Here is a 21050-nt window from a genome sequence, read left to right on the forward strand (position 1 = left end):
TTAGTACTTCCTCACCATCGGCTCGTAACGGGTAAAGACGACCGGTTTGGTGCCCAGACGGATGCCGGCTGTTGTTTCCGCGGTCCCCGCGGTGCCGTCGGCCGGGGCGCGGTCATCCTTGTACGCCATGGAGTGCTTCATGAATTTATCGTCGTCGCGTTCCGGGAAGTCCTCGCGGAAGTGTCCGCCGCGGGATTCCTCCCGGTGCAGGGCCGCCACGGTCATGACCTTGGCCAGTTCCAGCAGGAAGCCCAGCTCGACGGCTTCGAGCAGGTCCAGGTTGAAGCGCTTGCCCTTGTCCTGGACGCTGATCTTCTTGTATCGCGCCTCGAAGGACTCGATGTCCGTGAGGACCTGGTTCAGCGTGTCAGCCGTACGGAACACCTGCATGTTGGCGTCCATGGTGTCCTGGAGTTCCTTGCGGATCACCGCCACCTTCTCGTCGCCGGTGCCGTTGCGGGCAATGTCCAGCAGCTCGATGGTGTAGGCCTCCGGATCCTCCGGGAGGTCCACGAAGTCAGCAGTCTTGGCGTACTCCGCGGCGGCGATGCCGGCGCGCTTGCCGAACACGTTGATGTCCAGCAGTGAGTTGGTGCCGAGGCGGTTGGAGCCGTGGACCGAAACGCAGGCAACCTCACCGGCGGCGTAAAGGCCCGGGATGACGGTGTCGTTGTCCTGCAGGACCTCGGTGGTGATGTTGGTGGGGATGCCGCCCATGGCGTAGTGCGCCGTGGGGAACACCGGAACCGGCTCCGTGTACGGTTCCACACCCAGGTAAGTGCGGGCGAACTCGGTGATGTCCGGGAGTTTGGCATCGATGTGTGCCGGCTCCAGGTGGGTCAGGTCAAGGAGGACGTAGTCCTTGTTCGGGCCGCAGCCGCGGCCTTCGCGGACTTCGTTGGCCATGGAGCGGGCCACGATGTCACGCGGTGCCAGGTCCTTGATGGTGGGGGCGTAGCGTTCCATAAATCGCTCACCCTCGGAGTTACGCAGGATGGCGCCCTCGCCGCGTGCGGCTTCGGAAAGCAGGATGCCCAGGCCGGCGAGGCCTGTCGGGTGGAACTGGAAGAACTCCATGTCCTCCAGCGGAATGCCCTTGCGGAACGCGATGCCCATGCCGTCGCCGGTCAGGGTGTGGGCGTTCGAGGTGGTCTTGAAGACCTTGCCGGCGCCGCCGGTAGCGAAGATCACGGACTTGGCCTGGAACACGTGCAGCTCACCGGAGGCGAGGTCATAGGACACGACGCCAGCAACGCGCTTCTGCTTGTACGGCGTGCCGTCCTCGCGGACGGCGTCTTCCTCGACCGTCAGGAGGTCAAGGACGTAGTACTCGTTGTAGAACTCCACGTTGTGCTTGACGCAGTTTTGGTACAGCGTCTGCAGGATCATGTGGCCGGTGCGGTCAGCTGCGTAGCAGGCGCGGCGGACGGGCGCCTTGCCGTGGTCGCGGGTGTGGCCGCCGAAGCGGCGCTGGTCGATCCGGCCTTCGGGCGTGCGGTTGAACGGCAGGCCCATCTTTTCCAGGTCCAGCACGGCGTCAATGGCTTCCTTCGCCATGACCTCGGCGGCGTCCTGGTCAACCAGGTAGTCGCCGCCCTTGATGGTGTCAAAGGTGTGCCATTCCCAGTTGTCTTCTTCGACATTGGCAAGGGCCGCACACATGCCACCCTGCGCAGCACCGGTGTGCGAGCGGGTGGGGTAGAGCTTGGTCAGTACTGCTGTTCGCGCGCGCTGACCGGACTCGATCGCGGCGCGCATGCCAGCGCCACCGGCACCGACGATGACGACGTCGTACTTATGGACCTGCATACTTGGGCGCTCTTTCTCTCAAAATTCGCTATAAAACAACGGGCGGGCGCTGCCTGCACCGCAAAACACAGCCTGCGGCTCACCGCGGGCAGCGGCTGAACTGGCTACGAGGGGCAGAAGCCGCCGGGCAGCGGAACACCGTCAACCACGGGGCACGGGTTGAACGTGAAGATCACCAGCGTGCCAAGGACGATGATCACGGTGGTGGCCGCGTAGAGGACGATCTTGAGCCAGAGACGGGTGGAATCCTTCTCGGCGTAGTCGTTGATGATGGTGCGTACGCCGTTGGTGCCGTGCAGCATGGCCAGCCACAGCATGGCGAGGTCCCAGACCTGCCAGAACGGGTCAGCCCACTTGCCGGCGACGAAGCCGAAGTCGATGGCGTGGATGCCCTCACCCACCAGGAGGTTCACGAAGAGGTGCCCGAAGATGAGCACCACCAGCACTAAGCCAGACAGGCGCATGAACAGCCACGCGAACATTTCGAAGTTGCCCCGGCTGGCGCCCGTGCGGCGGTACTGGGGGGAGATTTTGCCGCTGCTGTTTTTCCCGCTGCGTGGGCTGTCGATAGTTGCAGTCATGGCTTAGTGACCTCCGAGGGCGAGGGAAAGGTGGCGGATGGAGAAGCCGACCATAACAACTACCCACAGGGCCAGGACGGTCCACAGCATCTGGCGCTGGTACTTGGCGCCCTTCTGCCAGAAATCGACGGCGATGATCCGCAGGCCGTTAAAGGCGTGGAAGACGATCGCGGCAACCAGGCCCGTTTCACCCAGGGCCATAAGGGGGTTCTTGTAGGAACCGATAACAGCCGTGTAGGCCTCCGGGGACACACGCACCAATGAGGTGTCCAGCACATGGACCAACAAGAAGAAAAAGATCACTACACCGGTAATCCGGTGTCCTACCCAGGACCACATGCCTTCACGGCCGCGGTACAAGGTGCCAGCTGGTTTTGTCGGCACTGATAAACCTCCCTGCAACACAGCGGCGCTGGCATGAGATCCACGCGGGGGGAACGCCTGCTGCGAGAGCAACTCGTAGCTCAGGCCTAAATCTAGGCTTCGCTTACAGCTTATTCAATTTAGGAACTCCTTGGTGACCCGCAATGCCTGCGTTTTGCCTGCATATGAGACGAACACCACACCATGGTGGGTCCGCGGGAGGTGGCGGAGGGTTCTGAACGGGCAGTTCACGGCTCGTCAGCTAAAGTAGGCCGTGATGAGTACAGACACAGTGACAAGCCCGGATTCACCCCTGAACCGCTTTATTGCGGTGATTCCGGCAGGCGGAGTGGGGACCCGCCTCTGGCCCCTGTCGCGAGCAGCCGCTCCCAAATTCCTGCACGACCTCACGGGGTCCGGCAGCACTTTGCTGCGCGCTACCTACGACCGGCTGGAGCCGCTCGCAGGCAGGCGCGTCCTGGTGGTGACGGGCACTGCGCACCGGGCCGCCGTTTGCCGGCAGCTGCCCGAGGTCCAGGAGTCGGACCTGGTCCTGGAGAGCGAGCCCAAGGATTCCGGCGCCGCCATCGGACTGGCTGCCGCCATCCTGTATGAGCGAGACCCGGACACCATCATGGGTTCCTTCGCCGCGGACCAGGTCATCAGTCCTGACCACCTCTTCCAGGAAGCCGTCCGCGAGGCCATCCACACGGCCGCCGCCGGCAAGATCGTGACCATCGGCATCAAGCCGACTCACCCGTCCACGGGCTTCGGCTACATCCGCGCCGGCGAGGCGCTCCACATCAATGGTGCGCCCAGCGCCCAGGCCGTAGTGGAGTTCGTGGAAAAGCCGGACGAGGAAGTTGCCCAGCAGTATGTGGACAGCGGTGAGTATGTCTGGAACGCAGGAATGTTCGTGGCTCCCGTTGCCTTAATGTTGAGGCACCTTGAGGCCAACCAGCCGGAGCTGTTCAAGGGCCTTCAGGAGATCGCCCAGGCCTGGGACACTCCCGAACGTGATGCCGTCACCGCCCGTGTTTGGCCCACACTGCCCAAGATCGCCATCGACTATGCGGTGGCCGAGCCTGCCGCCGCCGCCGGCGATGTGGCCGTTGTGCCCGGCACTTTCGGATGGGACGACGTCGGGGACTTCGCTTCGGTGGGGCGGCTCAACAGTGCGCGGGAAGTCGATGACGTCACCGTTATCGGTGAAGGCGCCCGGGTTTTCACCGAAAACGCCAGCGGTGTGGTGGTTTCGGACACGAAGCGCGTGATCGCCCTGATCGGCATCAAGGATGTGGTCATCGTTGACACGGGCGATGCCCTCCTGGTGACCACCAAGCAGCACGCGCAGCGGGTCAAGGGAGCCGTTGACGCGCTCAAGGCCAGTGGCGACACCGACGTTTTGTAACCCGGTCGGGAGTGTCCAGCCGCGGCACAATCTGTAACGCGCCCGCCCTGATGACGCTATTCCGTGGACGCTCGCTAGAGTAAATGAGTGCGTAATTACACTACTGAAGCCGAGCCCACCGCATTAGTGCGGCCATGGTTGGAACCCCTCCTGCCGGAGCTGATCGACTTCCGCAGGGATTTGCATGCGCACCCCGAGCTTTCCTTCAAGGAATTCCGCACCACGGACAAGCTGGTGGATCGGCTCGAAGCAGCCGGACTGTCCCCGCGGCGGCTTGAAGGTACCGGCCTGACTGTCGACATCGGCGAGGGCCCGATCGCCGCTGCGCTCCGCGGCGATATTGACGCCCTGCCAATCATCGAGGAAACGGGCCTCCCGTTTGCCTCCAAGAACCATGGCGTGACCCATGCCTGCGGCCACGATGTCCACACTGCCACCATGCTCGGCGTTGCCCTGGTCCTCCAGAGCATGCACCAGGAGTCGCCGCTGGGCGGCTCCGTCCGGATCATCTTCCAGCCGGCTGAGGAAACCATGCCGGGCGGCGCGCTTTCCTGCATCGACCAGGGCGTCCTTGATGGTGTGCCGCGCATCTTTGCGCTGCACTGCGACCCGAGGATCGACGTCGGACGAATCGGGACGCGCATCGGCGCAATCACGTCCGCTTCGGACACCATCAAGATCGAACTGAGAGGCCGCGGCGGCCACACGTCCCGCCCGCACCTCACCGAGGACCTGGTTTTTGCGTTGGCGCAGATCGCCGTCAACGTCCCTGCCGTGCTGTCCCGCCGGGTGGATGTCCGCAGCGGAGTGTCCGTGGTGTGGGGCCAGATCAGCGCCGGATCGGCACCCAACGCCATTCCGGGCACGGGTTACATGGCGGGCACCATGCGCTGCCTGGACCGCGACGCCTGGCATGACGCCGGCGAGCTCCTGGACGAGGTGGTGCAGCAGGTGGCCGCTCCTTATGGTGTGGATGTCCATCTGGAACACACCAGGGGAGTGCCGCCGGTGGTCAACTCGGAGCACGAGACTGCGCTCATTGAGGCCGCAGCCCGCGCCGAAATTGGTGAGGGCGCCGTTGTGTTGACACCGCAGTCCATGGGGGGCGAGGACTTCGCCTGGTTCCTGGCCGAGCGTCCCGGCGCGATGATGCGCCTGGGCACCAAAACCCCGGGCGGCGAAGAGTATGACCTGCACCGCGGTGACTACATCCTGGACGAACGTGCCCTTGGCCTGGGTATCCAGGTCCTCACGGCGGCAGCCCTCCGGACCATCCGCGACCTTTAGCCCCCGCGCCACACCTCACCCCCTCCCGCGCGAACGAACACTTAAGCCCCCACACAAGCGCGAACGTACACTTGGGGCCCACTCGGAGGGCCCCAAGTGTACGTTCGCGCTTCTTTCAACGAAATGAGTTGTGCACAATTGAATTGTAGGCTACCGTATTAGATATGACTGAAGCCCCCCGCCTCGACCGCCAGGTGTGTTTTGCCCTGTATTCCGCGTCCCGCGCGGCCACAGCGGTCTATCGCCCCGTCCTGGAAGACCTGGGCCTGACGTACCCGCAGTATCTGGTGATGCTGGTCCTATGGGAATCGGAGCCGAAGGGCGTCAAAGCGCTCGGCGAGGAGCTGGGTCTTGACTCCGGCACGCTGTCACCGCTGCTCAAGCGACTCGAGGCAATGGGGCTCGTGGAGCGCCGCCGGTCCGGGGAGGATGAGCGCCGCGTGGCAGTACACCTGACCCCGGCCGGACGCTCGCTCAGCAGCAAAGCCAACGCGATTCCACGGCACCTGGCGGACGCCGCCGGTTTGTCGGCCGATGAGCTGGAACAGCTTCGCACCACTCTGGAAAGGCTCACCGAAGCCCTTCACCGCGCGCACTGAGCCCGCAAGATTTCCGTGATCCACATCCAACAGGACGGACCGTACATGAAGACTCTCTACACTGCCGAGGCCCTGGCTTCAGGCGAAGGCCGCGAGGGCAGCGCACGCACCAACGATGGGAAGCTGGAAGTCAGTCTTGCCAGTCCCGTGGAGCTCGGCGGTGATGGCCAGGGCACCAACCCGGAGCAGCTGTTTGCCGCCGGTTACGCGGCCTGCTTCCACTCAGCACTCCGCCTCGTGGGGCGCAAGGAGCGCGCAGACCTGACCGACTCGGCCGTGGCGGCCAAGATCCACTTCGGCGCGCTCACCGATGGCGTGGGCTACGGCCTCGCCGCTGAACTGGAGATCGCGGTTCCGGCCCTGGACCTCGCCACGGCCGAGTCCCTGGTGGCCCAAGCGCATCAGATCTGCCCCTATTCCAACGCCACCCGCGGAAACATCACCGTGGACATCAAGATCCTGGAGTTCGCAGCATGAACCTGACAACGGCACTTCCAACATCCACCCGGGAAATCCGCCTGGCCTCACGTCCCGTAGGTCGTCCCGTCAGCGAAAACTTCCTACTGGCGGAGTCACTGCTGCCGGAGCTTCAGGACGGCCAGATCCTGGTCCGCAACCTCTACATCTCCGTGGACCCCTACATGCGAGGCCGCATGAACGACGTCAAGTCGTACTCGGCGCCCTTCGCGCTGGATGCAGCGCTCGACGGCGGCGCCATCGGTGAGGTCATCGCGTCCAGGGCCGAGGGGCGAAAGGTGGGGGACGCCGTCGTACATCAACTGGGCTGGCGGGAATTCGCGGTCCTGGAAGCAGGCGCAACCTCGGTTGCCCGCACGGACCTTGCGCCGGCGTCGGCGTACCTTGGCGCGCTGGGCATGACCGGGCTGACGGCCTACACGGGGCTGCTCAAAGTGGCGGAGTTCAAACCAGGCGATGCCGTGTTCGTGTCCGGAGCAGCTGGCGCCGTGGGCTCGCTTGTGGGCCAGATCGCCAAGGCGATGGGCGCTTCCAGGGTCATAGGGAGCGCCGGAACCGCGGAGAAGGCGGCCCGGCTCCTGGAACTGGGTTTCGACGCCGCGTTCAACTACAACGACGGGCCGGTGCGCGAACAGCTTGCCCAGGCGGCAGGACCCGCAGGGATTGATGTGTATTTCGATAACGTGGGCGGCGGTCACCTCGAGGCTGCCCTGGCGGTTCTGAATGTGGGCGGCCGCGTGGCCATGTGCGGTGCGATAGCCCAGTACAACTCCACCGAACCCACTCCCGCGCCGCGGAACCTCGCGCTTGCCATTGGCAAGCAGCTCACCCTGCGGGGGTTCCTGGTCAGCGAACAGCGCCAGCACAGTGCTGAATTCTTCGGGAAGATGTCAGCCTGGCTTGCGGACGGTTCAGTCCAGTATGACGAGACCGTGGTGGATGGACTGGAGAATGCCCCCCAGGCCTTCATTGACCTGCTCGACGGCGCGAACACCGGCAAGATGCTGGTGCGCCTCTAAGCTCCCCACCAGCGCGAACGGACATTTGAGGCCCCTCCCGGCGGGCCCCAAATGTCCGTTCGCGCTTAAAGTGAGGGGAACGCCAGGCCGACTTCTACTGGTTAGTAACAAATTCTCAACAATCTTCAGGATCCGGCTCCAATGTGGTACCGGATGTGTTGCAGCCCACTAGTGTGGCTTGTATCAGTGCGCTACGGCGCCGTGCTGCGAACCCCTCAGTGAAACAGAATTTCAGTGTAGAAACGGACACCCATTGAATCCGAGTCGTAGCGCCACCCCGGTGTCCAGCCAATTCATGGCCATGGTGCCCTACTTGGTGACCGTGCTGGTGGGCAGGTCCAGGCCGCCGGCGGCCAGCGGCATCCCGTACGTCAAGGGATGACGGCCATGGAACAGAACGCCGTGGACTGGCAGGCCCTGGAGGCCGCAGCCGTCGACGCCATGAAAAACGCCTATGCCCCATATTCAAAGTTCCCGGTGGGTGCCGCGGCCTTCACCGAGGACGGGCGGCTGGTCAGCGGCTGCAACGTGGAGAACGCCAGCTACGGGCTAACCCTGTGTGCTGAATGCGCCCTGGTGGGAAACCTGCAGATGACCGGCGGCGGGTTGCTGCGCGCGTTCTACTGCGTGGACTCCGCCGGCAACGTGCTGATGCCGTGCGGCCGCTGCCGGCAGCTCCTCTATGAATTCCGCGCGCCTGGCATGGAACTCATGACCACCCAAGGAATCAAAACCATGGACCAGGTGCTGCCCGACGCGTTCGGTCCCCAAAACCTGGAGGATCCACGGTGACACAGGCAACGGAGGCATTCGACGCCGTCGACATTATCCGCACCAAGCGGGACCGGGGCGTCCTGAGCCCGGAGCAGATCGACTGGACCATTGACGCCTACACCCGCGGGGTCATCGCGGACGAACAGATGGCCGCGTTGAACATGGCCATCCTGCTCAACGGAATGGACCGTGCCGAAATTTCGCGCTGGACGGCCGCCATGATCGCCTCGGGTGAACGGATGCATTTCGGCGGCCTCCGGCGGCCCGACGGCGGCGTGAAGGCTACCAGCGACAAGCATTCCACCGGGGGAGTGGGGGACAAAATCACACTGCCGCTGGCACCCCTGGTGGCAGTGTTCGGCGTGGCCGTGCCCCAGTTGTCCGGCCGGGGACTTGGCCACACCGGCGGCACCCTGGACAAGCTGGAATCGATCCCCGGCTGGCGGGCCGCCCTGAGCAACGACGAAATGATGGCGCAGCTTCAGGACGTCGGCGCCGTGATCTGCGCTGCCGGGGCGGGGCTGGCGCCGGCGGACAAGAAGCTGTACGCACTGCGTGATGTTACCGGCACGGTGGAGGCAATTCCGCTGATCGCCTCCTCGATCATGAGCAAGAAGATCGCCGAAGGCACAGGGTCCCTGGTCCTGGACGTCAAGGTGGGCAGCGGCGCGTTTATGAAGGACGAGGCCCGGGCCCGCGAACTGGCCGAAACCATGGTGGCCCTCGGCAAGGACGCGGGCGTCAACACTGTGGCGCTGCTGACCAATATGAGCACCCCGCTCGGCCTCACCGCGGGCAACGCGATCGAAGTGGCGGAATCCGTGGAGGTCCTGGCAGGCGGCGGCCCGGAGGACGTCGTCGAACTCACCGTCCGGCTGGCCGAAGAGATGCTGGCCTGCGCGGGCCTCCACGACGCAGATGTGCGCGCCGCCTTGAAGGACGGCCGGGCCATGGACGTCTGGAACCGGATGATCAAAGCCCAGGGCGGAGATCCGCGCGCCAAGCTGCCGGTCGCCAAGGAATCCGAGGTCATTTACGCCCCGGCCGACGGTGTCCTGGTAGGGCTCGATGCCTTGGCAGTGGGTGTTGCGGCGTGGCGCCTTGGGGCAGGTCGTGCCCGCAAGGAAGACGCCGTCCAGGCCGGCGCCGGGATCCGCATGCACGCTAAGCCCGGTGCCATGGTCCGCGCCGGTGAGCCGCTGATGACGCTGCTCACGGACACACCGGAAAAGTTCGCGCGCGCCAAGGAAGCCCTTGAACACGCCGTCACGGTGGCCCCCGACGGGTCGCGCCCGGCCCAGCGGCTCATCATCGACCGAATAGCATAGGGACAATGCAGGCCATCAATGAATTCATCCTCGCTGCCGCCGCGCAGCCATGGGTGCTCCTCCTTGTGCTGGCCTGCTGCCTGATCGACGGCTTTTTCCCGCCGATCCCCAGCGAATCCGTGGTGGTGGGGCTGGCCGCAGTGGCCGCCACCGCGGAAGTCCCCAATCCCTGGCTGCTGATGGCGGTCGCGGGCCTGGGCGCTTTCTCAGGCGACAACATGGCCTACTTCATTGGACGACGGGTGGGCACCCGGCGCTGGCACTGGATGCGCGGACCGCGGATGCAAAGCGCCTTCCGCTGGGCAGGGGACGAGCTGAGGAAGCGGCCGGCGTCGCTCATCCTGGTGGCGCGGTTCATTCCCATCGGCAGGGTTGCCGTCAACCTCACCGCGGGCGTGACCCACTATTCGCACGTGCGGTTCGTCGGCCTGACGGTGCTCTCCGCCACGCTCTGGGCCTCCTACTCCGTGGGTATCGGGCTGTTCTTCGGCCAGTGGTTCGAAAACAACCATCTGCTCGGCGCGGCCATCGCAATCGTCTGCGCCGTGGGCCTTGGAATCGTGGTGGATCTGATCATTAACCGCATCCGGGGAAAGGTTCCTGTGGTGGTGCGGCTGAAGGATCCAGAAGCCTAGGGTTTGCGCCGTCCGTGCGTAGCGGGCGGGGTCCCGGGCATGGGACACTGAAGAGCGACTTACGTCACTTCCGGCTGCATCATTTCGTCTAGGAGCAAGACCCGCGTGGAGTTTATTAATGAGGCCGTGCTCCATGCAGCCGGCCAATGGTGGATCTACCCGGTCCTTCTTGTGTTCTTCTTCATCGACGGCTTCGCCATGGTGGTCCCCAGCGAGACACTGATTGTGGCGCTGGCCGCGTTTTCCCGGCACAGCGGTGAACCGAATCTCTGGATCCTGGGCGCGACTGCGCTGATCGGTGCCATGGCCGGTGACAACATGGCCTTTATGCTTGGCCGCAGGATCGGCCTTGACCGCTGGAAGTGGATGCGCCGACCCAAGGTGCAGAAGGCCTTTGGCTGGGCACGGTATGAACTCGAAAAGCGCGGCGCCGTCCTGATTTTCACGGCGCGCTATATTCCCTGGGGCCGGGTGGCGGTTAACTATGTGGCCGGCAGTACCGGTTTTGCGCACCGCCGGTTCTTCCTGTTGGACGCTTTCGCCTGTTTCACCTGGGTGGGGTATTCCATCGGCATCGGGCTGCTGGCCAGTTCCTTCCCGTGGCTTCACGACAACCCGCTGCTCAGCGCAGGCATTGCCGTGGTGTTCGCTATAGTCTTCGGCGTCCTGATCGACCACCTCCTGCGTTGGTGGCACAAGCACTTGGCCCGCAACGACGCCGAAACCGTAGATGAATGGCTCGACGGCGGCCCGGAAGGTTCCGTGCCCGCGCACACCGCGGTTTCGCAACTGCATACGCCCGCCCCGGCCGAGGCGGAGCAGCCCGGAAAGAACCGGCTGGCATAAGCCTCCTGCCGACCCTAAGGTTGGAAGGTGACTGAGCCTATTGTTGACGCCGCCCCTGCCATCGATTTCGACCTGACGAGCCTGCCTAAGGTTTCGCTCCACGACCACCTGGATGGTGGTCTCCGTCCAGCCACCATCATCGAACTGGCCGAGGCCGTTGGCCACACGTTGCCCTCCACCGACCCGGTGGCCCTGGGCGAGTGGTTCCGTGAGTCCGCGGACTCCGGCTCGCTGGTCCGCTACCTGGAGACGTTCGACCACACAGTCGCCGTGATGCAGACCAAGGAAGGCCTCATCCGCGTCGCCAAGGAATTCGTCGAGGACCTCGCGGACGACGGCGTGGTGTACGGCGAAGTGCGCTGGGCGCCGGAGCAGCACCTCCAGAAGGGCCTGTCCCTGGACGACGTTGTTGAAGCGGTGCAGGAAGGCCTCGAAGCCGGCGTGGACGCCGTGACCGAGAGCGGCCGCGAAATCCAGGTGGGTCAGCTGATCACCGCCATGCGCCACGCAGACCGTGGCCAGGAGATCGCCGAACTCGCTGTCCGCCACCGCAACAAGGGCGCTGTGGGCTTTGACATCGCCGGAGCCGAGGACGGCTTCCTCCCGTCCAGGTTCAAGGACGCCTTCACCTACCTCGCCCAGCATAATTTCCCCGCGACCGTGCACGCCGGCGAAGCTGCCGGGCTCGAAAGCATCCAGTCCGCCCTCGTTGACGGCAGGGCACTGCGCCTGGGCCACGGCGTCCGCATCGCCGAGGACATCATGGTGGAGTTCGACGACGAAGACGACGACGCCGCGAGCGACGAGGACAACATCGGCCTGGTCACCCTGGGTGACCTGTCCAGCTGGATCCGCGACCGCGGCATCGCCCTGGAAATCTGCCCGTCGTCGAACCTCCAGACCGGAGCGATCGCCGGCTTCGGCGAGGGCATCGAGAGCCACCCGCTGGACATGCTGTACCAGCTGGGCTTCAACGTCACCATCAACACCGACAACCGGCTGATGAGCGGCGTCACCCTCACGGACGAGTTCGAACTCCTCGTGGAAACCTTCGACTACGACCTCGACGATCTGCTGGAGCTCACGCTTAACGCTGCCGAAGCGTCCTTCCTGCCGCTTGAAGAGAAGGAAGCGTTGGTGGAATACATCAACGACGCCTACGACAACCTTGGCTGAGCAGGCTCCCATCGATCGGCTGCTGGATGGGCCCACGGCGGCAGGGGTTCCCGGGCGAGCTTGCGAGCTGGGGGAGCTGCTGGGGATCGTAGCCCAGTTGCGCGAGCACTGCCCGTGGATGGCCGCCCTCACGCATGCCTCGCTGGTGGAGTACCTCCTCGAGGAGGCCTTCGAGGTTGCCGAGACCATCGAGACCGGCGCGGGTGACGCCGAGCTCCGCGGCGAACTGGGCGATGTGCTGCTTCAGGTGGTGCTGCACGCCCGTCTAGCCGAGGAGCGCGGCACGTTCACGTTCGACGACGTCGCACGCGGGCTGAGTGCCAAAATGGTCCGCCGCAATCCGCATGTCTTCCGGCCCGACGGCACGCTCCGGGACAGCTTCCCGGCCTCGGTGGCGGAGATCGTCCGGAAATGGGACGCCGTGAAGACCGCGGAACGTCCGGAGCGTACGGGGCCCTTTGAGGGGATCCCGGACGCACTGCCGGCCCTGGCGAAGGCGCAGAAGTTCCTTGACCGGGCCGAGCGGGCCGGATTTCGACGGGCTCAATCACCGGTGGTTGAGCCTGTCGAAACCCCGGAGCCATTCGAAACAGAGGAGGAACTCGGCGACCTGCTGCTCGCTGTCGTCGGCTCCGCACGCGCCAGCGGATTCGACGCCGAACGTGCCCTTCGTGGCGCCATCCGGCGGCAGTTCTTGGCACCATCATGACGTCCGGGTGATGGATAGAGTTCCGTAACCTGCACCACTCTCGACTAGGCTTGGTCCTGACGAGGACGTCCCAGATTTAACGCATTTTTCCAGCTGTTCGTTCCCCCAAAATCGCCCATAAGGAGCACATCCATGGCGCTTATCGATGCCATCCACGCCCGCGAAATCCTCGATTCCCGCGGAAACCCGACCGTAGAAGTTGAAGTACTGCTTTCCGACGGCCAGATCGGCCGCGCGGCAGTACCCTCCGGTGCCTCCACCGGTGAGCACGAGGCTGTTGAGCTCCGTGACGGCGATAAGGGACGTTACCTCGGCAAGGGTGTCCAGAAGGCCGTTGACGCTGTCATTGACCAGATCGCTCCGGCGCTGACCGGCTTCGACGCCACGGACCAGCGCAGCATTGACCAGGCCATGATTGACTTGGACGGCACGCCCAACAAGGCCAAGCTCGGCGCCAACGCCATCCTGGGCGTTTCGCTGGCCGTTGCCAATGCAGCAGCCGCCTCCGCAGACCTGCCGCTGTACAAGTACCTGGGCGGCCCCAACGCGCACGTCCTGCCGGTTCCGCTGATGAACATCCTCAACGGTGGCTCCCACGCCGATTCCGACGTAGACATCCAGGAATTCATGATTGTCCCGATCGGCGCAGAGACCTTCTCCGAGGGCCTCCGCTGGGGCGTTGAGGTCTACCACAACCTCAAGTCCGTCCTGCAGGCAAAGGGCCTGTCCACCGGCCTCGGTGACGAAGGCGGCTTCGCACCGAACCTGCCGTCCAACCGTGCAGCCCTGGACCTGATCCAGGAAGCCATCACCAACGCCGGCTACACCCCGGGCAAGGACATCGCCCTGGCCCTGGACGTCGCCTCCTCCGAGTTCTTCAAGGACGGCGCCTACCAGTTCGAAGGCAAGGCGCTGTCCGCCACCGAGATGAGCGCCTACTACGCCGAGCTCGTGGCAGATTACCCGCTGGTTTCCATCGAGGATCCCCTGGATGAGAACGACTGGGAGGGCTGGAAGACCCTCACCGACAGCATCGGTGACAAGGTCCAGCTCGTGGGCGATGACCTCTTCGTCACCAACCCGGCCATCCTGCAGCGCGGTATCGACACCAGGACCGCCAACTCGCTGCTGGTCAAGGTCAACCAGATCGGTTCACTGACCGAAACGCTGGACGCCGTCAGCCTGGCCCAGCGCGCCGGTTACACCACCATCACCTCGCACCGCTCCGGCGAGACCGAGGACACCACCATCGCCGACATCTCGGTGGCCACCAACGCCGGCCAGATCAAGACCGGCGCACCGGCACGCTCCGAGCGCGTTGCCAAGTACAACCAGCTGCTGCGCATCGAAGAGGAACTCGACGACGCCGCACGCTACGCCGGCCGCAGCGCCTTCCCGCGTTTCAAGGGCTAGTAGCCGCGTAAACCTCTGACCGGTGGCTATGGTTGAAAGACCATAGCCACCGGTTTTTGTTTTAGCAGGCATTGATTGAGCCGGCATCAATCGCAGAGATGCGGCCTGAGGCCGGCCGCACGTTTCAGGAGTGTCATGGTTACCCGCCGTCCCAAAGTTCCCAAGGCCGCTTCGAGGCATCAGGCCACCACGGACCCGGCCGCGGAAGCCGCCGGCGTCATCCGCGCCGATTTTGGCGTTGCAGCCGGCAGTGCAAAGGGCGGGACCAAGGGAAAAACCGGCACGGCATTGAACGCCGGAACGTCCACAACGAACACCCGGCGCCCGGCCGGCAAGGGGAACGGCCACGGCGGTAACGCCACAGGCAAGACACCGAAGCCTGACAGCACTCGGGACGACACCCAGCCCGTCCCTGCCAAGGCGTTCTCCGGGCGCATGCTGGCACTGGCCGTGGTCATGATTGCCATCACGATCATGCTGGCACCCACCGTGAAGATCTTCTTCGACAAACGCGCCGAACTCGCCGCCCTCAGCGCCGATATCGCCGCTCGCCAGGCCGAGCAGGACGGCCTGCGCCAGCAGATTTCACGTTGGCAGGATCCGAACTACGTGAAACAGCAGGCCCGCGACCGCATTAACATGGTTATGCCGGGTGAATCCGGCTACTGGGTCTTCGGCAGCGATCTGCCGGCCGGATCAAGAAGTAGCCTGACCGCCACAGCGGCACAAGACCCCGCAGATCTGCCGTGGGTGGATTCCCTGTGGGAGTCCATCAGGCGTGCGGCCACAGACTGAACAGCTAGAGGAAGGATGGCCCGCGCCAGTGGAAAAAAACACGGCGACTGCGCCGGAGCAATCCCGCCAGCCATCAGCACATGATCTTGAAGTACTCAGCAGGCAGCTGGGACGGCCCGTACGCGATGTGGTGGAAATCCCGGCGCGCTGCGTCTGCGGCAACCCCCTCGTCGCCGCCACGGCGCCGCGGCTGAGCAACGGGACCCCGTTTCCCACCACGTTTTATCTGACCCACCCCGTCATCACTTCGGCGGTTTCCCGGCTGGAAGCTGCCGGGCTGATGAACGACATGAACGAACGCCTCAGCGCCGATGAGCCGCTCGCGGCTGCCTACCGTGCAGCGCACGAAGACTACCTCGGAGCCCGCACAGCCATTGGCCAACGTTCCGGCATCGGCGCTGTCCCGGAGATTAACGGCATCTCCGCTGGCGGCATGCCCACCCGGGTCAAATGCCTCCACGTCCTGGTGGGCCACTCCCTCGCGGCAGGGCCCGGCGTAAACCCGCTGGGGGATGAGGCCATTGCCGGAATCAGCGAATGGTGGACCGCGGACCGCTGCCATTGCGACGGCGCGTGGGACACGGCAGGGGAGGCCCCGTCGAAGGACCTCAGCCGGCACGGACCCCAGGGGCTGCCGGAGATCGTGGGCCGGCCCGCTCCGGACCGCAAGCCCGCAGCCACTGACGGGGCTGGGGCATGACCCGCGTCGCCGCCATCGACTGCGGCACGAACTCGCTCCGCCTGCTCATCGCCGACATCGACCGCAGCAACGGCACAACGACGCTCACCGACGTTGTCCGGGAAATGCGGGTGGTCCGGCTGGGCCAGGGCGTGGACGCCACCGGCGAACTCGCCCCTGAAGCGCTGGAGCGCACCTTCGCGGCCACCGCGGATTACGCCGCAATGATCCGCGAACACGGCGCCGAGTCCATCCGCTTTGTGGCAACGTCAGCCAGCCGGGACGCGCGCAATCGCCAGGTCTTTGTCGACGGGATCCGGGACCTGCTGGGCGTTGAGCCTGAAGTCATCTCTGGCGATGAAGAAGCAGCCCTGTCCTTCGCCGGCGCCAGCAGCGTCCTGCCCATCCTCGACGGCGAGCACGTGCTGGTAGTTGACCTCGGCGGCGGAAGCACCGAGTTTGTCCTCGGCACCGCTGGCGGTGTCACGGCCGCGAAGTCCGTAGATGTCGGCTGCGTCCGGCTGACCGAACGGCACCTGCAGGACGATCCGCCCACGGCAGAACAGATCGCCGCCGCGGAAGCCGACGTCGACGCCGCCATCACCCTTGCTGGGCTGGACGTTCCGCTGGAACGCGCCACCGCCGTCGTCGGGGTGGCCGGCTCGATCACCACCATCACCGCCCACGCCCTGCGGCTTCCGGCGTATTCGCCGGCGGCCATCCACGGGACGGAACTGTCCATCGGCACTATTACCGAAGCCGCCACCGACCTCCTGCACATGACCAGGGGAGAACGTGCCGACCTGGCGTACATGCACCCCGGCCGGGTTGACGTTATGGGTGCCGGCGGACTGGTGTGGCGGCGCATCCTCGAGCGGCTGAATGAACTCACCGCCGGCCGGATCGTGACTGCCACGGCCAGCGAACACGATATTCTTGACGGAATTGCCCTGAGCCTCCGCTAACCAGGCCATCAGCCAACCAAGCATCGGAAACCCATATGACCAGAGCAACTGCACGGTTCCGCCGGGCCGCGTCAGCTCTCCTGGCGATAACCCTTGCCGGCGTCAGCCTGGCCGCCGGACTGACTTTTGCGCCTGCGGCCAGGGCCGACGCTGAACGGGACAGGGAGTACTGGCTTGGCGAATCCGGAATTACGAAGGCCTGGGAGGTTTCCAAGGGCGCCGGTGTGAAAATCGCGGTGATCGACAGCGGCGTGGATGCCCAGCACCCGGACCTGAAGGGCGCCGTCACCGGAGGCTTCGACGTGTCCGGGGCAGGCAGCCCTAACGGCCAGAAAAGCCTGGGCGTAAAGCCGGAACACGGGACGCTGGTCGCCACCATACTGGCCGGCCGCGGACACCAGCCGGCAGGCGCCACCTCCTCGCCCAGTCCCGGCCCGGCTGCCACCACCGGGCCGGACGGCATGATTGGGGTGGCTCCTGAAGCTGAGATCCTGTCCGTCTCAACGTGGCTCGGATCGGCCAACCCCGCGGGCAAGAGCGATCAGGACCAGATCCCGGAAGCGGTCCGTTGGGCCGTGGACAACGGGGCCAAAGTCATCAACATTTCGCTGGGCAGCACCACGCCGCAGTGGCCCCAGAGCTGGGATGCTGCCTTCCTCTATGCCGAACAGAAGGATGTTGTCATCGTGGCCGCCGCCGGAAACCGGATAGGCGGCAACCTTCAGGTGGGGGCGCCCGCCACCATCCCCGGCGTCCTCACGGTTGCCGGCCTGGACCGCAAGGGCATGGCGAGCGTCGACTCATCTTCCCAAGGGATCAGCATCGGCGTGGCGGCCCCGGCCGAGAACCTGCTGGGCGGGCTGCCCGGCGGTGGTTATGCGGAATGGGCGGGAACGTCCGGTGCTGCCCCGATCGTTGCCGGCGTGGCCGCACTCATCCGTTCCAAGTGGCCCGAGATGAGCGCCAAACAGGTCATCAATCGGATCGTCAGCACGGCCAAGGATGCCGGTCCTGCCGGAAAAGACCCGCTATACGGGTTTGGCGTGCTGAACGCCGAGGCCGCCCTAAAAGACTCCGTACCGGAAGCCGCCACCAACCCGCTCGGCTCCATCTCGGACTGGATCAGGGTACACCGGCGCGGCAACCTGGGTGCGCCGGCGCCGGTGCCCACAGGCGAAGTGGCCAGTGCCGTTCCCACACTGCCCGAGCCCACTGTGCCCGCTCCAAAGGCGCCTTCACAGCGTGACAGTGCCGTTGGCGCCGCCGTCGTGATCGGCTCAGTGGCACTATTTCTGGCGATCATCGCTGCGGCCCTCATCCAGCTGCGCCGGGCGGCCCGAAACCCAGGAACGGCGCGCGACGAACCGGATACCGGAGCCTTCCAAACCGTGGATTCAGGCGGCAAAACATAGTTAGTGAAGATTTTCACAAACTGCGGTATCCTTAAATCATGGCAACCACCCCAGAGCTCCAGGACCGTCCCAGGGTACTCGTCGTCGGCGGCGGATACGTCGGCCTGTACGTAGCACTCAAACTGCAGAAGAAGATCGCGAATGCCGGTGGCATCGTTACCCTCGTGGATCCACTGCCCTACATGACTTACCAGCCTTTCCTGCCCGAAGTGGCTGGCGGCAACATCGAGGCCCGCCACGCAGTGGTCTCGCACCGCCAGCACCTGAAGCAGACTGAACTCATCCAGGGCAGCGTCACCTCGATCGACCACGCCAACCGCACCGCCATCGTGGCGCCCGCGGACGGCGGAGAGCACATCGAGATCCCCTACTTCGACATCGTGGTGGCCGCAGGCGCCATCACCCGCACCTTCCCCATCAAGGGCCTGGCGGATAAGGGCATTGGCCTGAAGACCATCGAAGAAGCTGTGGCCCTTCGTAACAAGGTGTTGGAACGCATCGAGGCCGCGTCCACCATCGCGGATCCGGCTGCCCGCGCCAAGGCCTTGACCTTCGTGGTTGTTGGTGGCGGCTTCGCCGGCATCGAGTGCATCACCGAAATGGAAGACCTGGCCCGCGCCGCGGTTAAGAACAACCCCCGCATCCGTCAGGAAGAAGTGCGCTTCGTCCTGGTTGAAGCCATGGGCCGGATCATGCCCGAGGTCACTGCACCGCAGGCCGAATGGGTTGTGGAGCACCTCCGCAGCCGCGGCATCGAGGTCCTGCTGAACACCTCCCTGGACAGCGCTGAGGGCTCCCTGAAGCTCATCAACCTCCCGGACAAGTCCCTGGCCCAGGAATTCGAAGCCGACACACTCGTCTGGACTGCCGGCGTGCAGGCCAACCCGATGATCCGCTCCTCCGACTTCCCGCTGGAACCGCGCGGCCGCGTCCGTGTCCTGCCGGACCTCCGCATCGCTGGCGATGAAGGCATCATCGACAACGCCTGGGCCGCCGGAGACATCGCCGCAGTGCCGGACCTCACGGGTAGCGGCCTGCCGGACGGCACCTGCGTCCCGAACGCCCAGCACGCACTTCGCCAGGCCAAGCGCCTCGCCAAGAACCTGTGGGCTTCGCGCTGGGACAAGCCACTGAAAGACTACAAGCACAAGAACCTGGGTGCTGTGGCCGGCTTTGGCGAGTGGAAGGGTGTTGCCAACATCAACATCCTGGGCCGCATCGGCCTCAAGGGCCCGCTCGCCTGGCTGGCACACCGCGGCTACCACGGTATGGCCATGCCCACCATGGAGCGCAAGGTCCGCGTCATCATGGGTTGGATCCTCGCATTCTTTATGGGCCGTGACACCACCCAGCTGATCGACCTCGACAACCCGCGCGGTGCCTTCGTGGCCGCCGCCACACCGGCTCCCAAGCCGGCTGCGGCTGCTCCTGCCCCGGCGGCCAGCGCGCCGGAGGCATCCGCCGGAGCGGCCCACCCGGGCTCAGCGGCAGCCACCGGCGTGGACACCAAGCAGTCGGTCACCGCGGACGCCAAGTAGCACTGGCTTCCTGAGGAAGCATTAGCAGTATCGCCCGACGGCGGCTGTCCCCTTGATGGGGATGGCCGCCGTTTTGCGTATCCCGCTGGGTGTCCCTTCTAGACTGGCACTATGACTGGCGAAAAGAACCTCCAGACCCTGCTGGCAACACTGAAGCCGGTGCTGCGCGAGGGTGAGTACGTCTATGTCCTGTGGCCGCATGGCAGGCAGCTCGAGCCTGGCATCGAAGCTGCCGTGCGTGAGGCTGAGGGCCTCACGGTCGTCCTGCCGCGGGAAAGGGCGGACAGCCTGGGGCTGCACTACGACTTTGTGGCGGCTTGGATCACCCTGGAAGTGCACTCTGCGCTGGAGGCTGTTGGCCTGACCGCCGCCGTCGGGAAGGCCCTGACCGACGCCAGGATCAGCTGCAACGTGCTGGCCGGCTTCCACCACGACCACCTGCTGGTGCCGGTGGCCGACGCACCACGCGCCGTCGAAGCCCTAGCTGAGCTGTCAGCGGTCAGCCGGGACGTGCCGCGGCCCGAGCTGCTGCTCAGGAACGAGACGGCTGCGGACAGGGACAAGATCCTCACGTTGACGGGCGAGGCGTCCGCGGTCTCCCCGGTCACGGGCCTGCCGGTGGACGGGGAGCCCGAGGAGGTGGACGTGCTCCGCCGGCTCTTCGAGTGCGAGGACTACCTGCCCGAGTTCAGCGTGGTGGCGGTGCTCGACGACGAGATAGTCGGCCATGTGATCAGCACACGGGGCTGGGTGGGCGACTACGGGTTGCTGGGGCTCGGGCCCATCGGTGTGACACCCAGGCTGCAGCGCCATGGGATCGGCACTGCCCTCATGAACGACACCATCGCTCGGGCCAACGCAGCGGGGGAGGGCGGGATTGCGTTGCTGGGCAGCACCGACTACTACCCGCGCTTCGGCTTTGTCCCGGCTGCCTCCTTCGGCGTCCTCCCGCCGGACGCAGCCTGGGGGGACCACTTCCAACTGCTCCCGCTAGCCGTCTGGCCCGGCGGGGTCCACGGGACGTTCCGGTACGCCGGACCGCTTGCAGGCGAATGACGGGATACCATGGACCGGGCGCCCCAGTAGCCCAATTGGCAGAGGCAGCGGACTTAAAATCCGCGTGTTGTGGGTTCGAGTCCCACCTGGGGTACACATTCTCCCTAGGGAGTTCCTCCTGACGCGCCCTTCCGCGCCTCCTGCGTGACCTCAACAGACCTCTCCCGTTCATTGATTT

Annotated in this window: 21 protein-coding genes and 1 tRNA gene; 19 read left to right on the forward strand and 3 right to left on the reverse strand. The window is 65.1% G+C overall.

The window, feature by feature from the left end; genetic code table 11:
* The 3 genes from sdhA to sdhC all read right to left on the reverse strand — a co-directional run bounded on the left by sdhA (window position 1) and on the right by sdhC (window position 2774).
* Window positions 1-1809, reverse strand: a complete 1809-nt coding sequence (gene sdhA, locus ACQCS0_RS06315; protein ID WP_354153957.1) for a succinate dehydrogenase flavoprotein subunit — start codon at window positions 1807-1809, stop codon at window positions 1-3.
* A 104-nt stretch (window positions 1810-1913) separates the two neighbouring features.
* The gene (locus ACQCS0_RS06320) at window positions 1914-2390 is read right to left on the reverse strand and encodes a succinate dehydrogenase hydrophobic membrane anchor subunit (protein WP_426939364.1); all 477 of its coding nucleotides are present in this window, start codon (window positions 2388-2390) and stop codon (window positions 1914-1916) included.
* Between the two features lie 3 nt (window positions 2391-2393).
* Window positions 2394-2774 (reverse strand): succinate dehydrogenase, cytochrome b556 subunit, encoded by a 381-nt coding sequence (gene sdhC / locus ACQCS0_RS06325; RefSeq protein WP_426939365.1) that lies wholly within the window; start codon window positions 2772-2774, stop codon window positions 2394-2396.
* Window positions 2775-3030: 256 nt separating this feature from the next.
* On the opposite strand from sdhC, the gene ACQCS0_RS06330 reads away from it, so the two are divergent.
* From ACQCS0_RS06330 to ACQCS0_RS06420, 19 genes are all read left to right on the forward strand, one after another.
* Complete coding sequence (locus tag ACQCS0_RS06330; RefSeq protein WP_354153955.1) at window positions 3031-4164, forward strand: mannose-1-phosphate guanylyltransferase; 1134 nt, start codon at window positions 3031-3033, stop codon at window positions 4162-4164.
* A gap of 87 nt (window positions 4165-4251) precedes the next feature.
* A complete protein-coding gene (locus tag ACQCS0_RS06335) occupies window positions 4252-5451 on the forward strand; it encodes an amidohydrolase (protein WP_354222322.1) in 1200 nt (399 codons plus the stop codon).
* Between the two features lie 164 nt (window positions 5452-5615).
* The gene (locus tag ACQCS0_RS06340) at window positions 5616-6050 is read left to right on the forward strand and encodes a MarR family transcriptional regulator (protein ID WP_354153953.1); all 435 of its coding nucleotides are present in this window, start codon (window positions 5616-5618) and stop codon (window positions 6048-6050) included.
* A gap of 45 nt (window positions 6051-6095) precedes the next feature.
* Window positions 6096-6527 carry an organic hydroperoxide resistance protein gene (locus ACQCS0_RS06345; RefSeq protein ID WP_282329299.1) on the forward strand — a complete coding sequence of 144 codons (432 nt, stop codon included), beginning with the start codon at window positions 6096-6098 and terminating at the stop codon, window positions 6525-6527.
* Entirely contained in the window at window positions 6524-7546 is a 1023-nt protein-coding gene (locus ACQCS0_RS06350; protein WP_354153952.1) for an NADP-dependent oxidoreductase, read from the forward strand. The genes ACQCS0_RS06345 and ACQCS0_RS06350 overlap by 4 nt, the downstream gene beginning before the upstream one ends.
* A 387-nt stretch (window positions 7547-7933) precedes the next feature.
* Entirely contained in the window at window positions 7934-8338 is a 405-nt protein-coding gene (locus ACQCS0_RS06355) for a cytidine deaminase (RefSeq protein WP_354153951.1), read from the forward strand.
* Window positions 8335-9648, forward strand: coding sequence for a thymidine phosphorylase (locus ACQCS0_RS06360; RefSeq protein ID WP_354153950.1), 1314 nt, complete (start codon window positions 8335-8337; stop codon window positions 9646-9648). The genes ACQCS0_RS06355 and ACQCS0_RS06360 overlap by 4 nt, the downstream gene beginning before the upstream one ends.
* Window positions 9649-9653: 5 nt before the next feature.
* Window positions 9654-10283 carry a DedA family protein gene (locus ACQCS0_RS06365; protein WP_354153949.1) on the forward strand — a complete coding sequence of 210 codons (630 nt, stop codon included), beginning with the start codon at window positions 9654-9656 and terminating at the stop codon, window positions 10281-10283.
* 105 nt (window positions 10284-10388) lie between these two features.
* Window positions 10389-11129 carry a DedA family protein gene (locus ACQCS0_RS06370; protein ID WP_354222320.1) on the forward strand — a complete coding sequence of 247 codons (741 nt, stop codon included), beginning with the start codon at window positions 10389-10391 and terminating at the stop codon, window positions 11127-11129.
* Between the two features lie 27 nt (window positions 11130-11156).
* A complete protein-coding gene (locus ACQCS0_RS06375) occupies window positions 11157-12305 on the forward strand; it encodes an adenosine deaminase (protein WP_354153947.1) in 1149 nt (382 codons plus the stop codon).
* Between the two features lie 118 nt (window positions 12306-12423).
* On the forward strand, window positions 12424-13014 hold the full coding sequence (locus ACQCS0_RS06380; RefSeq protein WP_354222353.1) for a MazG nucleotide pyrophosphohydrolase domain-containing protein: 591 nt from the start codon (window positions 12424-12426) through the stop codon (window positions 13012-13014).
* A gap of 132 nt (window positions 13015-13146) precedes the next feature.
* Window positions 13147-14427, forward strand: coding sequence for a phosphopyruvate hydratase (gene eno / locus ACQCS0_RS06385; protein WP_354153946.1), 1281 nt, complete (start codon window positions 13147-13149; stop codon window positions 14425-14427).
* A gap of 135 nt (window positions 14428-14562) precedes the next feature.
* Window positions 14563-15222, forward strand: a complete 660-nt coding sequence (locus ACQCS0_RS06390; RefSeq protein ID WP_354153945.1) for a septum formation initiator family protein — start codon at window positions 14563-14565, stop codon at window positions 15220-15222.
* A gap of 28 nt (window positions 15223-15250) precedes the next feature.
* Complete coding sequence (locus tag ACQCS0_RS06395; protein WP_354153944.1) at window positions 15251-15922, forward strand: DUF501 domain-containing protein; 672 nt, start codon at window positions 15251-15253, stop codon at window positions 15920-15922.
* A complete protein-coding gene (locus ACQCS0_RS06400; protein WP_354153943.1) occupies window positions 15919-16866 on the forward strand; it encodes a Ppx/GppA phosphatase family protein in 948 nt (315 codons plus the stop codon). Before ACQCS0_RS06395 ends, ACQCS0_RS06400 begins: the two co-directional genes overlap by 4 nt.
* 35 nt (window positions 16867-16901) lie before the next feature.
* Entirely contained in the window at window positions 16902-18278 is a 1377-nt protein-coding gene (locus ACQCS0_RS06405; protein ID WP_354153942.1) for a S8 family serine peptidase, read from the forward strand.
* A gap of 38 nt (window positions 18279-18316) precedes the next feature.
* Window positions 18317-19816 (forward strand): FAD-dependent oxidoreductase, encoded by a 1500-nt coding sequence (locus ACQCS0_RS06410; protein ID WP_354153941.1) that lies wholly within the window; start codon window positions 18317-18319, stop codon window positions 19814-19816.
* A gap of 111 nt (window positions 19817-19927) precedes the next feature.
* The gene (locus ACQCS0_RS06415; protein ID WP_426940110.1) at window positions 19928-20872 is read left to right on the forward strand and encodes an N-acetyltransferase; all 945 of its coding nucleotides are present in this window, start codon (window positions 19928-19930) and stop codon (window positions 20870-20872) included.
* A 20-nt stretch (window positions 20873-20892) separates the two neighbouring features.
* Window positions 20893-20966: transfer RNA gene (locus tag ACQCS0_RS06420), tRNA-Leu, on the forward strand.
* Window positions 20967-21050 lie beyond the last annotated feature (84 nt).

Source organism: Pseudarthrobacter sp. S6 (genome assembly GCF_050156575.1).
Classification (GTDB): domain Bacteria; phylum Actinomycetota; class Actinomycetes; order Actinomycetales; family Micrococcaceae; genus Arthrobacter.

What these genes read in the sequence shown, in the direction of transcription:
- sdhA (WP_354153957.1), bottom strand. Translation starts at nt 1,809, where the DNA reads ATGCAGGTCCATAAGTACGACGTCGTCATCGTCGGTGCCGGTGGCGCT.
- ACQCS0_RS06380 (WP_354222353.1), top strand. Translation starts at nt 12,424, where the DNA reads ATGGCCGCCCTCACGCATGCCTCGCTGGTGGAGTACCTCCTCGAGGAG.
- ACQCS0_RS06320 (WP_426939364.1), bottom strand. Translation starts at nt 2,390, where the DNA reads ATGACTGCAACTATCGACAGCCCACGCAGCGGGAAAAACAGCAGCGGC.
- ACQCS0_RS06410 (WP_354153941.1), top strand. Translation starts at nt 18,317, where the DNA reads ATGGCAACCACCCCAGAGCTCCAGGACCGTCCCAGGGTACTCGTCGTC.
- ACQCS0_RS06350 (WP_354153952.1), top strand. Translation starts at nt 6,524, where the DNA reads ATGAACCTGACAACGGCACTTCCAACATCCACCCGGGAAATCCGCCTG.
- ACQCS0_RS06415 (WP_426940110.1), top strand. Translation starts at nt 19,928, where the DNA reads ATGACTGGCGAAAAGAACCTCCAGACCCTGCTGGCAACACTGAAGCCG.
- ACQCS0_RS06345 (WP_282329299.1), top strand. Translation starts at nt 6,096, where the DNA reads ATGAAGACTCTCTACACTGCCGAGGCCCTGGCTTCAGGCGAAGGCCGC.
- ACQCS0_RS06355 (WP_354153951.1), top strand. Translation starts at nt 7,934, where the DNA reads ATGGAACAGAACGCCGTGGACTGGCAGGCCCTGGAGGCCGCAGCCGTC.
- eno (WP_354153946.1), top strand. Translation starts at nt 13,147, where the DNA reads ATGGCGCTTATCGATGCCATCCACGCCCGCGAAATCCTCGATTCCCGC.
- ACQCS0_RS06390 (WP_354153945.1), top strand. Translation starts at nt 14,563, where the DNA reads ATGGTTACCCGCCGTCCCAAAGTTCCCAAGGCCGCTTCGAGGCATCAG.
- ACQCS0_RS06365 (WP_354153949.1), top strand. Translation starts at nt 9,654, where the DNA reads ATGCAGGCCATCAATGAATTCATCCTCGCTGCCGCCGCGCAGCCATGG.
- ACQCS0_RS06330 (WP_354153955.1), top strand. Translation starts at nt 3,031, where the DNA reads ATGAGTACAGACACAGTGACAAGCCCGGATTCACCCCTGAACCGCTTT.
- ACQCS0_RS06400 (WP_354153943.1), top strand. Translation starts at nt 15,919, where the DNA reads ATGACCCGCGTCGCCGCCATCGACTGCGGCACGAACTCGCTCCGCCTG.
- ACQCS0_RS06340 (WP_354153953.1), top strand. Translation starts at nt 5,616, where the DNA reads ATGACTGAAGCCCCCCGCCTCGACCGCCAGGTGTGTTTTGCCCTGTAT.
- ACQCS0_RS06405 (WP_354153942.1), top strand. Translation starts at nt 16,902, where the DNA reads ATGACCAGAGCAACTGCACGGTTCCGCCGGGCCGCGTCAGCTCTCCTG.